At 36.3% G+C, this 12,423-nt stretch carries 5 protein-coding genes, 2 tRNA genes and 1 rRNA gene; 1 reads left to right on the forward strand and 7 read right to left on the reverse strand.

Translation table 11 applies throughout. The features are described 5' to 3' along the window. Positions 1–220 precede the first annotated feature (220 nt). The 6 genes from AC2DZ0_RS05890 to AC2DZ0_RS05915 all read right to left on the reverse strand — a co-directional run bounded on the left by AC2DZ0_RS05890 (position 221) and on the right by AC2DZ0_RS05915 (position 6,032). A tRNA-Ala gene (locus AC2DZ0_RS05890) sits at positions 221–294 on the reverse strand. A 106-nt stretch (positions 295–400) separates the two neighbouring features. Further along, positions 401–474 (reverse strand) — tRNA-Ile (locus AC2DZ0_RS05895). A 95-nt stretch (positions 475–569) separates the two neighbouring features. Further along, positions 570–2,093 (reverse strand): 16S ribosomal RNA (locus AC2DZ0_RS05900). A 524-nt stretch (positions 2,094–2,617) separates the two neighbouring features. Beyond that, positions 2,618–4,027, reverse strand: a complete 1,410-nt coding sequence (gene uxaC, locus AC2DZ0_RS05905) for a glucuronate isomerase (RefSeq protein WP_484644305.1) — start codon at positions 4,025–4,027, stop codon at positions 2,618–2,620. A 1-nt stretch (position 4,028) separates the two neighbouring features. Continuing rightward, complete coding sequence (gene uxuA / locus AC2DZ0_RS05910) at positions 4,029–5,204, reverse strand: mannonate dehydratase (RefSeq protein WP_484644307.1); 1,176 nt, start codon at positions 5,202–5,204, stop codon at positions 4,029–4,031. Positions 5,205–5,219: 15 nt separating this feature from the next. Continuing rightward, positions 5,220–6,032 carry an SDR family oxidoreductase gene (locus AC2DZ0_RS05915; RefSeq protein ID WP_484492091.1) on the reverse strand — a complete coding sequence of 271 codons (813 nt, stop codon included), beginning with the start codon at positions 6,030–6,032 and terminating at the stop codon, positions 5,220–5,222. Between the two features lie 572 nt (positions 6,033–6,604). Here AC2DZ0_RS05915 and AC2DZ0_RS05920 point away from each other — a divergent pair. Continuing rightward, entirely contained in the window at positions 6,605–10,681 is a 4,077-nt protein-coding gene (locus AC2DZ0_RS05920) for an Ig-like domain-containing protein (RefSeq protein ID WP_484644308.1), read from the forward strand. Positions 10,682–10,983: 302 nt separating this feature from the next. Here the strand turns inward: AC2DZ0_RS05920 and AC2DZ0_RS05925 are convergent, their stop codons facing one another. After that, positions 10,984–12,396, reverse strand: a complete 1,413-nt coding sequence (locus AC2DZ0_RS05925) for a purine-cytosine permease family protein (RefSeq protein WP_484644310.1) — start codon at positions 12,394–12,396, stop codon at positions 10,984–10,986. Between the last annotated feature and the right edge of the window lie 27 nt (positions 12,397–12,423).

Raw genomic sequence — 12,423 nt, forward strand, 5'->3', positions numbered from 1 at the left:
GTCCTAAACTAAATACCTTCTACGGTTTGCATGCTATGCATGCCTCTATTTGTATTATAGCTCGTTATTAATTTTAGTTTTTCTAAAATATAACTTCTAATATCATACGATATCAGTATTTCAATATGTCAATGAACTCTTTGCAATAAACAATTCTCAAATAACAAATAACAATTATAAAATTGCTAATTGTCAACTGGTAATTGTCAATTGACTTTTGTGGAGAATATCGGAGTCGAACCGATGACCTCCTGCGTGCAAGGCAGGCGCTCTAGCCAGCTGAGCTAATCCCCCAAAATTACTAGTAGCTAGTATTGGGTAGTTAGTCGTTAGACTTCTAACGAATACTCAACTTCTAAAATTTCCTATATGTTATATACCTAACTCTTTTTAAAAAAAGTAGTCTCGGGCAGACTCGAACTGCCGACCTCTACATTATCAGTGTAGCGCTCTAACCAGCTGAGCTACGAGACTCTGTTTCTTTTAGTCTTGTATATAATATAAAATTGAACAGCAATTAAAGAATTAAACAATTCTTAATTTTCATAACCTAACATCTCTTTCTCTAGAAAGGAGGTGTTCCAGCCGCACCTTCCGGTACGGCTACCTTGTTACGACTTAGCCCTAGTTACCAGTTTTACCCTAGGCGGCTCCTTGCGGTGACCGACTTCAGGCACTCCCAGCTTCCATGGCTTGACGGGCGGTGTGTACAAGGCCCGGGAACGTATTCACCGCATCATGGCTGATATGCGATTACTAGCGATTCCAGCTTCACGGAGTCGAGTTGCAGACTCCGATCCGAACTGTGATATGGTTTGTAGATTCGCTCCCTGTCGCCAGGTGGCTGCTCTCTGTCCATACCATTGTAGCACGTGTGTAGCCCAGGACGTAAGGGCCGTGATGATTTGACGTCATCCCCACCTTCCTCACGGTTTGCACCGGCAGTCTCTTTAGAGTCCTCAGCTTAACCTGTTAGCAACTAAAAATAGGGGTTGCGCTCGTTATAGGACTTAACCTGACACCTCACGGCACGAGCTGACGACAACCATGCAGCACCTTGTAAGAAGTCCGAAGAAATAGCTATCTCTAGCTAATGCATCCTACATTTAAGCCCTGGTAAGGTTCCTCGCGTATCATCGAATTAAACCACATGCTCCACCGCTTGTGCGGGCCCCCGTCAATTCCTTTGAGTTTCAATCTTGCGACCGTACTCCCCAGGTGGGACACTTATCACTTTCGCTTAGTCACTGAGATAAATCCCAACAACTAGTGTCCATCGTTTACGGCGTGGACTACCGGGGTATCTAATCCCGTTCGCTCCCCACGCTTTCGTCCATCAGTGTCAGTATACTCGTAGTAGACTGCCTTCGCAATCGGTATTCTGTGTAATATCTATGCATTTCACCGCTACACTACACATTCTATCTACTTCCAAGTAACTCAAGACTAACAGTATCAAAGGCAGTTCCATAGTTGAGCTATGGGATTTCACCTCTGACTTATTAGTCCACCTACGGACCCTTTAAACCCAATGATTCCGGATAACGCTCGGACCCTCCGTATTACCGCGGCTGCTGGCACGGAGTTAGCCGGTCCTTATTCATATAGTACCGTCAAGCTCTTACACGTAAGAGTGTTTCTTCCTATATAAAAGAAGTTTACAACCCATAGGGCAGTCTTCCTTCACGCGGCATGGCTGGATCAGAGTTGCCTCCATTGTCCAATATTCCTCACTGCTGCCTCCCGTAGGAGTCTGGTCCGTGTCTCAGTACCAGTGTGGGGGATCTCCCTCTCAGGACCCCTACCTATCGATGTCTTGGTAAGCCGTTACCTTACCAACTAACTAATAGGACGCATAGTCATCTTGTACCCATAAATGTTTAATAACTAAATGATGCCATTCAGTTATACTATGAGGTATTAATCCAAATTTCTCTGGGCTATCCCTCTGTACAAGGTAGATTCTATACGCGTTACGCACCCGTGCGCCGGTCGTCAGCAGAAAAGCAAGCTTCTCCCTGTTACCCCTCGACTTGCATGTGTTAAGCCTGCCGCTAGCGTTCATCCTGAGCCAGGATCAAACTCTTCATCGTTATTTTTTTTAGTCACCAAAGTGACTTATTTTTATACGATACTAGCTTACTCTAATCAGAATTCGTGTTACTAAAAACACGTAATTTAATCTTTAATTTTACGCTGTCAATTTCAATATTTTCAATGAACGTCAGATCACAGATCTGGTTTGTTTCTTTTTCTCTAACAACGCTTAGCGTGTTAGCGGCTGCAAATCTAAAACCTTTTTTCGTTATAAAAAAATAAAATTTAATTTATTTTTTAAAACTCTTAATCTTAAATTTCACCAGCATTTTAAAGAACTCTTCGCATCCCAAAACAACAATAGCTGTTTTCCTTAGCGGATGCAAAACTAGATCTTTTTATCCTTACAACAATGAAAAAAATCGCTTTTTTTGAAATTATTTTATTCCCAAAACCTACATCCCTTAAAACATGGTATTTAGAAAGGGACATAAATTTAAAAAAAATCTATCAATAAAAAAAACAACTTCTTTGAACGCTTATAATTGCAAAAAAAGGGTATTGATTCCTCTTTATTTTATTAAAAATTAAAATAACTCTTCGTGTTGTAATACGATATATTTTCAACAAACTTTCCGAAAAACGGTATATCACTCGGTAATTCTCCATTCTCTATTTGCTCACCAATTAAATTACAAAGAACTCGTCTAAAATATTCATGCCTAGGAAAACTCAAAAAACTTCTACTATCGGTTAACATTCCTAACGAGCGACTTAATAGACCTAAACTAGATAAGGTTTTAAGATTTTTTTCAATTCCCTGCTTTTGATCCAAAAACCACCAAGCTGCTCCCCATTGCATTTTTCCTGGAACTCCGCTCGATGCAAAATTCCCCATCATGGTCGCAAACACCTCATCATATGCTGGATTCAAATTATATATAATTGTTTTCGCCAACTTTTCTCGAGAATCTAGATGATTTAAAAACTTTGACAAGTATTCTGATATAGAATAATCTCCTATAGAATCACATCCTGCATCCGCACCAAAAACTTTGGTAAGTCTATCATTATTATTTCTAATTGCTCCTAAATGATATTGTTGTACCCAATCTTTATCGTGATATTTTTTTGCCAGAGTCAAAAGCATAAATGTTCTATACTTTGCTATTTCAATTTTAGATAATTTAATACCTAGCAAAAAACGAGAAAAAATTGCAGTTACCTCCTCTTCTGTAGCATCTTCAATCACCAATTCTCCAGAAACCCCATAATCAGATAATTTACAACCTACCGAATCGAAAAACTCTATCCGATTAGATATAGCTTTCAATAAACTTTTCAAACTTGTAATTTGAACTCCAGAGGCCTCTCCTAATTGTGATAAGTAGTTCTTGAAATTATCAGTATCAATAAAAAATATATTATCAGACCTAAATGTTGGTAATACTTTGGTAAAAAAATCACCATTTGCAATCTCAATATGATATTCCAAAGAATCTACAGGATCGTCAGTAGTACAAATAACTTCAACGTTCCTATCTTTTAACAAATCTTGAGGCGTTTTTTTCTCTAAAATCTCATTACATCTATCATATACTTCAGTGGCATTAGAAGGTTGTAAAATTTCATTTATATTAAAGTATCTCTTTAGCTCCAATTGATTCCAATGGAATAATGGATTTCCAACTGTATAAGGTACTGTTTCCGCCCATTTTTGAAACTTTTCTAAATTAGAAGTATCACCTGTCACATAACTCTCATCAATACCATTCATACGCATTGACCTCCATTTATAGTGATCCTCTGCCAACCAAGCCTCTGTAATATTTGATACTGGTACATTTTCAGCTATCTTTTTTGCAGAGAGATGATTGTGATAATCAATAATTGGCATTTTACAAGCGTACTCAAAATAGAGTGTTTTCGCTGTTTCCGAATTTAGAAATAAATTTTCTATCTCAGAATGTATTCCTTTGGAAAACTCCATATTACAAGCTTCTTTTTATTCCATATTCAAGACCTCGTAATTCGGAAAGCCCCCTCAATCTTCCAATTCCTGAATAACCTGGATTCGTTTTCTTCGATAAATCATCTAACATTTGATGACCGTGATCAGGCCTCATTGGTATCAACGCATCTTTCCTTCCTTCTGAAATTCTTCTTTTTTCTTCTAGTAACGCTTCCTTAATGACCGCATACATATCAACATCACCTTCTAAGTGATTTGCTTCGTAGAAATTTCCAACAGCATCACGCTGTGTACTTCTTAAGTGCAAAAAGTGTACTCTATCTGCAAATCTCTTAAAAATCTTAACTAAATTATTATCCTCTCTTACACCTAAGGATCCCGTACAATAAGTAATTCCGTTAGATATATCAGGTACCTGGTCAAAAATATAAGCATAATCTTCCTCCGTACTAACCACCCTTGGCAAACCTAAAATTTGATATGGAGGGTCGTCAGGATGAATACACATCATCACTTCGTTCTGAGAGGCAACCGGAATGATTTCCTTTAAAAAAGCGACTAAATTTTCTTTTAATTTTTGAGCATCAATATCTTTATATGTATCCAAAATATTTTGAAACTGCTCTATAGTATAACCTTCTTCAGCTCCTGGGAGCCCAGCTATAATATTTTTAATCAACTTTTCCTTTTCTGCTTCAGACATTGCCTGGAAGACTTTTTTTGCTTCGGCTATCTGTTTCTCGGAATATTCATTTTCAGCTCCTGGTCTTTTTAATAGAAATAATTCAAAAGCTGCAAAGGCTGCTACATCAAAACGCAATGCTTTTGATCCATCCTCTACTTCAAATTCTAAATCGGTTCTGGTCCAATCCAAAACAGGCATAAAATTATAGCAAACAGTATGGATACCACAACTTGCAAGATTTTCGATACTTTTTTTATATCGCTCAATATACAATTCAAATTCACCAGATCTTGTTTTGATATTTTCGTGTACAGGAATGCTTTCAACCACAGACCAAGTCAAACCTGCTGATTCGATAATTTCCTTTCTTTCTAAGATTTCCTCTTTTGTCCAAATTTCTCCATTTGGAATTTGATGTAATGCTGAAACCACACCTGTAGCCCCTGCTTGTTTAATATCTGATAACTGTACAGGATCCATTGGCCCATACCATCTCCACGTTTGTTCCATTTTCTAAAATTTTAATTATACTCCACTAAATGCACTAAATCCACCATCAATAGGCACAACAACACCTGTCACAAATTTAGAAGCTTCTGAACATAGGAAATGAATAGATCCATTTAACTCATCTGCTTCACCAAAACGTTTCATAGGAGTATTTTGAATAATAGTATTCCCTCTTTCTGTATAAGATCCATCTTCATTTGTTAACAAAGCACGATTCTGATTTCCAATAAAGAATCCTGGTGCAATTGCATTTACACGCATACCATCACCAAACTTAGAAGCTAACTCCACAGACAACCATTTTGTATAATTATCTATTGCTGCCTTAGACGCCGAATATCCAACCACTCGAGTAATTGCACTTTGAGCTGTCATAGATGATATATTTATTATGACACCTTCTTTATTCTCAGTCATTGCCTTTCCGAAAACTAAAGAGGGTATAATACTTCCGAATAAATTCAGATCAACTACTTTTTTAAAATCATCGATTTTCACATCAAATATATCTTGATCCTCACCTATTGTGGCTCCGGGCATATTACCACCTGCTGCATTAATTAAAACATCGATCTTTCCCAACTTAGAAATTATTTGATCTGAAACTGCTTTTGTGCTTTTTTCATCCAATACATTACAAACAAAACCTTCAACAGCATTACTTATTTTCTTAAGTCTCTCTAAAGCAGTATCTACAATTTCCTGCTTATAGTCCAAAATCACAACAGTTGCTCCGTTACCTAACAAATATTCAGCCATTTGACCTCCTAATACTCCTCCCCCTCCAGTGATAAGTATTACTTTCTTCTCTACATTAAATAAATTCATATCTTTTCGTTTACGTTAAATACTATTTTCGTGTGCGCACACAAAGATACGGGATTTTTACAAAAACACCCAAATAAAGTATTGTAAATAAAATAACTACTACCTCTTTACACCATAAATTCAAGTAAATCATTTCAATAAATAATAACATATTTAAATTTTAATTACCAAATATGATTTTCTGAATTAAGAAAATATATACAATCTCCTATACTATCAAATAAAACTTATATTCAAACCGTAACTTATTTTATTTAATACCCCACAAACGTAGCTACTTCTCTCATAAAAAGCTCAATGATTTAGTCGTGCTTAAAGCTTAACATGACTTTCCTGTCACCAACTTACCAAGTCCTATAAAAGGAATTTCTCCCCTAATTATACAAACAACATACAAAAGCCTCTCCAACCACCACAAACCTAACAGAATGAAAATTAACATTATACAAGAAGTTTTATTATAATGTCAAAAACATATGTTTTAGGTTTCAGTCACATCAAACTCTAGCTTTACCTACTAACCTAAAACTCGGTTTCAATTATTCAATACCGAAAACTAAAAACCAAACCCTATGACTAAAAAAAAAATATTTAAAAAACTACTTATCCTGGGAATCCCCCTATTAACTGTTATTTTACAATCACACGCTCAATCTGTTTCCATCGAAGCTTCAGAACCATATGGAAAATGGGATAAAATTGCTATAATCCTTAACCTACCCGTAAATATATCAGAATCAAATACAAGTTTTAAAGACAACAGAATGGATGTTATTTTTTCAGCGCCAGATGGCTCAAGCCTGAGAGTACCCGGATTCTTTGCTGCTGATGGAAACGCCGCCAACTCTAATTCAAAATCAGGTACCAAGTACAAGGCGTTTTTAAGACCTTCTCAGGTGGGTAATTGGAACTACCAAGTACTATTTTATACAGGTACAGATGTTGCTCTAAAGGAAGTAGCTCAATTACCAGCCCCCATTCACAACCTTAGTGGAACTATTGGTGACATAACAGTCAATTCCGCCACCTTACCTGATTTAAGAACCAAAGGAAGGCTAAAGTATCGAACTACTGGAGACCACAATTCTAGAAGATATTTACAATGGACAGAAACAGGAGAACACTTCTTGAAATTTGGTCCTGATTCACCTGAAAACATTCTTAACTATGACGAATTTGATCATGATGTAGCAAATAAAAAGACTTGTTCTTTATGTACGGAACATTCTTTTAACCCGCATGCAAATGACTGGAATCCAGGAGATCCTACATGGAATAACGGAAAAGGAAAAAATTTAATCGGTGCCGTCAACTACCTTAGCAACCAATCGATGAATTCTATGTCGGCATCATTGTACGGAGGTGATGATAAAAACGTTTTTCCTTGGGTAAATGAAACTAGCAAATATCAGTATGACGTTTCAAAATTAGAACAATGGGAGATAGTTTTTGACCATGCCGAAAAAAAAGGACTTATGTTACACTTTAAACTAGCGGAAGCAGAGAACTGGAATAAGCTTGATTTAAATCAAATAAAAATATATTATCGAGAAATGGTTGCCAGATTTGGTCATCATCTAGCGGTAGAATGGAATATTTCTGAAGAATTCGGTAGTAAAGATAATACAGATGCTTCCTTAGCAATTCCAAGAATTGATTGGTTAGCCAGCATAGATCCTTATCAAAACCACCGAGTATTTCATACATATCCGGGAAAGCACGAGTTGTACTACAACTATCTAATCAACAACAATGCAAAAATCACTGGAGCATCAATTCAAAGCTCAAGAGCACAAGGCTATGATGATTCCTATAATGGAAAATCAGGAATTAAAACTTGGATTGACAAATCTAGTACAGCTGGCACACCTTGGGTCGTTGCTAGTGATGAACAAAACTCAGGAGCAACCGGCGTTTTTACAACTAGTAGCATCAACAACAAGGAAGTAACCCCTGCAGCAAGAAAAAAAATTCTTTGGAAAGGCCTTATAGGTGGTGGTGCAGGAGTTATGTGGTATGGTGGATCTGAGGGAGACTTTCAAACAGAAAATTTTGATCGTTTTTCAACGTTGTTCGACTGGAGTAAAATAGCTATTCAAGAATTTTTTGAAGGAAATGCAATTGAATACTGGAAAATGCAAAATAACGACAACTTGTCTAGTGGAAATTTAAATAGATGTCTTGCAGAAGTTGGAAAAACTTATGTTGTATACTTAGAAAGAGGAGGAACTTCAAATATCGATTTAACAGATCAATCAGGAACTTTTGAAGTAAAATGGTTCGATCCGAGATCCGGTGGTAATTTAACAAATGGCTCCGTAACAACAATTCTAGGAAATGGTATACGGAGCATTGGAACTCCTCCAAACAATTCAACATCGGACTGGGTGGCACTAATAAGATTGCCAAACCATATTGAAATTCCCATTTCTGAATTTAGCATAACACCGGAAACAGCACAAATAGACAAAGGAACAACAACTACTTTAGGTCAATTTTTTGCACCTACAAATGCCACTAATAAAGGAATCAACTGGACTTCCAGCAATGAATTAGTAGCTACGGTTTCAAATAAAGGGGAAGTTACAGCTTTGACAGAAGGAACAGCTACTATTACAGCAACTACTCATAATGGTTCTTTTACTGACACCTCAGCTATTACTGTAATATATACACCGGTTACAGGGTTTCATATAACAAAAACTACCGCAAGTGTTATAAAAGGCGAATCAACTGTTTTACAGAAATCATTTACACCAATAAATGCTTCTAATAAAACAATTATTTGGACTTCTAGTGATGAAACAATTGCATCCATTAATAACATTGGAAAGGTAACTGGAATCAACGAAGGAACTGTCACTATTACAGGGACTAGCATTGATGGAAATTTCTCAGATACATTAACACTAACTATTGAGCCTGAGCCAACTGCAACTATAGGGAATTGCACTTTTGAAGAACAAAATGGCCTACTAGTTATTGAAGCTGAAAGTGCAGTTGATTACGACAAAGCATTATTCACTTTAGAAACAGAAAATGTAAACGGTAAAGATATAGATGGAAATCCTGTAATTTCAGTTCCTACGGGAGGGGCTTATTTAAGGTATACCGGACCAAATCATCTTGGAGCACAGGTAGCAAACCACACCATAGGATATAAAATAAAAATAAACAACCCTGGAACCTACCAATTCCTTTGGAGAAACATTAGAGACCCTAAGGCAGCAACAGGAGATGCAAACAACGATGCATGGCTAAATATAACTGGTGGGAATGTTCGATTTTTTGGTAAAAAAGCTGGTATAGAATATACTTTGACAAAACATACAAAATTATGGGTTCAAAGATCTGAATTTGTTTTTCAATGCTATGGTGAAACAAACTCTGGAGGTAAACACATAAATGGTATGAGTATTTGGGCGACATTCCCTACAGCAGGAGAATATATCATTGAATATGGCGGTAGATCTCAAGGACATAGTGTGGATAGACTCGTGTTATTTACCCCAAACCAAGGAGCTGCAGCAAAAAACGTAAACACAGATGAATCTAATAAGGTAGGTGAAGAATGTGAAACTGAGTCTCTCCCGTCAGACTGTTCAAATGTTACAATGAACGCTGTAGATTTTCCTTTGACACAAGTAGGTTCTTTTGTGCAAGGATATATCCATGAACAGAAAAACGCACTAGCCATAAATGCCGCACAACACAAAGATGTATTTGCTGCTGTAAAAAAAGGATTTCCCGGAGCCGACGGTACTTATGACATTAGTATTACTACTTTAGCTGAACTCGATGGTGAATCTAGTTATATTTTGAAAATTAATGGAGTTACCATTGGCAGCTATCAAAACCCAGAAACTAATATTGATTACACCCCAACAACTAAAACCTGGGAAGAGATCGAAGTTAAAAATGGTGATGAAATTCAAGTTGAATTCAACTCCCACACAAATGGTAAAATTCCTGAAAACGGGGGCACTGCATTTTCTAGAGGTAGATGGACAAAAATAGAGTTCACATGTGAAGAAGGTGATGAAACACCTCCAACTTCACAAGAGAAAGCGTTTTTCTCCAACCTACCGGAAGCTTTTGGGAACGACTCTAATTCTTATAGTTTTGAGATCAACTATACAGCGAATGAAACTAGAGATATTATTGTAACAATAAAAATACCTGACAATAAAAACCTACCGAGCAACGCGCAAAAAGTAAGTGTTAATCCAGGTGTTGATCAAAAAACAACTATTATCGTTAATTTAGAAAATAAACTTATCGCAGCTGACAACTATAAATTTGTGGTAGCAATTCGACCAACGGGAGGAAAATTTGCGGATAACCTATTTCAAGACATTAAATTCACGAATGTGGTGGAAGGAAACTTAGCTGTAAACAAATACGATCTAAACTCTAGCATCAAAACCTATCCTAACCCGATAAGTGACAACGACTTAATAGTGAATATAGAGAACTTAACGGAAAGTTATAATTATTCTATAACAGATATGCATGGAAGAATAATAATATCTGGTATTTCAGAACTAAACAAACTAAAAATACCTGCTAACCTTTTTAATTATAACGGTATTTATATCTTAATGATCAAACACAAAAACTCAGTCTATGTAAAAAAAATCATAAAATAAACTTTAAATCTAATAAATTAAAGCCTCCGTTTTTTTTGGAGGCTTTTCTCTTGTTAAACACAAAAGTTTTTAAATAAAAAAAGGTCTTCCATAAAACAGAAAGACCTTTTCACTTAAACACTAAAACTAAAAGATAGCTACTCACTACCTAGTGATTCATCTAAACCTAAAATTCAGAAATAAACCATATTGTAAACTTGAAAAAACAATGTTTTTTTCAACATAAATAAAACCTAATCTAACTTTTTACACTCGTTTTAAAACATTGCACCATTTCACAAACTCATAAAGCTAAACTAGATTCATTTCTTATTTTGATAATACTTACTAAAAATCATAAATAGCAAACCACATAATAACCAAGCAGGCAAAGTTACAAAGGATAAAAAGACATCAAATTTTACGGATATAAAATAAAACAATCCAAAACTAATTCCCCAAGCTAACAATACAGCTTTGTTAATTTGTAGCCCTGCTACCTCTGCGTAATTCTTTTTAATCCCCCAATCTTTATGAAAAAAATGTTCGAAGGCAATAATAGCTCCAAACGGAGATAAAATAAATCCATATAATGCTACAAAACCTAATAGTTTCATTGCAAATGCAGGAAACAAACCAGCAACTGTTGCAACTGCACCCGCTAATATTGTAACTTTTGCTGTAGATAATTTTGGAAGTATCGCTTGAAATGCAAGTCCTGCCCTATAAATAGTTGGGTTTGCGGTTGTCCAACCAGCCAATACTACAGCGATAATTCCAAACACTCCAATAGCATTGAATGCCATAGGCCCTGGAGCCACTGGAGGTGCTGCACCCGCACTTAAAAACGCTTGTGCTTCAGGAGATTTTAAATATACAGCATATAATAAAGCCGCAGCAATCCAAGCCATATAATGACCTACATACATCCCTGCTGCCGTAGCCCAACCTGCTTTCGCCTCTTTGGCAAACCTAAAAACTGATAAATCTGACATTCCAATATGCATAGCACCATTTGCAAACCATGACCAAATAACAACATGCCAAAACGTAAATTTCGTTTGCCCAGGAAATGGTTCTCCACCTTCTCCCCAGATATTCCAAAAATCAGAAAAACTTTCTACTCCCAGTTGACTTAGTGCAACAACACCAGCTGCAACAAAGGCTAAAACAATAAATGGAGACATCCAATTCGCAGCTTTCGTAACAGTATCATAACCACGCGCCGCAATTATAGAGATAACCGCTCCAATCGTAATAACAATTACAATCCATGTCATACCATTAGGTAAAGTATCATCCAATTTAGGCATAGGCATATCAAAAGGTATACCTACGGCTGTTGCGGATACCGTAATCATGGAACCTGCCAAAAAACAAAACAGAATTCCGTTGGCTAAATTATAACCTGTAACTAATTTTTTACCACAAATTTTTTCTAGTTGATAATACAAAGTCAATCTATTTTTTACAGCAATTTCAGCTGTCAAAAACCTCCAACTTAATACGGCTAAAATATTACCCAACAAAAGTCCAATTATCAAATCAAACGCACTAACTCCAGCTGTCAAAAACAAGGGTCCAATCATGAATTCTGTACCTGCTGCATGCTCTCCTGCATACATTCCAATAAAACTTTTCCAACCTTTCAATTTTGAACTGGGAACTGGTGTTCTTTCAAACTCACCTCCCGCAGCATCATCGGCTACTTGTATATTCTCTACGTATTCACTCATCCTTAATAAAATAGTTTAGTTTGTGTT

The organism is Flavicella sp. IMCC45668, from assembly GCF_057219105.1.